Origin of the sequence: Providencia sp. 2023EL-00965, assembly GCF_033550225.1 — a bacterium.
Classification (GTDB): Bacteria; Pseudomonadota; Gammaproteobacteria; order Enterobacterales; family Enterobacteriaceae; genus Providencia; species Providencia manganoxydans.
Window position 1 is genome coordinate 1 of sequence record NZ_JAWUEH010000054.1, and the last position, 735, is coordinate 735.

1 protein-coding gene is annotated in these 735 nt (G+C 58.0%); it reads left to right on the forward strand.

Going from position 1 to position 735, the window contains the following annotated elements:
* Positions 1-230: 230 nt before the first annotated feature.
* The coding region (locus tag SC428_RS22120; protein WP_318710348.1) for a recombinase family protein at positions 231-735 on the forward strand (505 nt) is incomplete at its 3' end.

Consider the following 735-nt stretch of genomic DNA (forward strand, 5'->3'; position numbering starts at 1 on the left):
CGGAAAGTCCTCCCTGCGTCCGCTGATGGCCGGCAGCAGCCCGTCGTTGCCTGATGGATCCAACCCCTCCGCTGCTATAGTGCAGTCGGCTTCTGACGTTCAGTGCAGCCGTCTTCTGAAAACGACACCATGTGCAAACGATGTCAGAATAGAGTTAAATTTCCTATTGATTGACATATTCCGTCAAAGGTAATAGATTTCATCCTGACACTTTTGCCTTTGGAGGCATCTTGCAAGGTCAACGCATCGGCTATGTCCGCGTCAGCAGCTTCGACCAGAACCCGGAACGGCAATTGGAGGGTGTTCAGGTGGCGCGGGTGTTCACCGACAAGGCTTCTGGCAAGGACACCCAGCGTCCCGAGCTGGAAAGGCTGCTGGCCTTCGTCCGCGAGGGCGACACCGTGGTGGTGCATAGCATGGACAGGCTGGCACGCAACCTTGATGACCTGCGCCGCATCGTCCAAGGGCTGACACAACGGGGCGTGCGCATGGAGTTCGTCAAAGAAGGGCTGAAGTTCACCGGCGAGGACTCACCGATGGCCAATCTGATGCTGTCGGTCATGGGAGCCTTCGCTGAGTTCGAGCGCGCCCTGATCCGCGAACGTCAACGCGAGGGAATCGTGCTGGCCAAGCAGCGCGGTGCCTACCGGGGACGAAAGAAATCGCTGAACAGCGAACAAATTGCCGAGTTGAAACGGCGAGTTGCGGCAGGCGACCAAAAAACCTTGGTGGCCC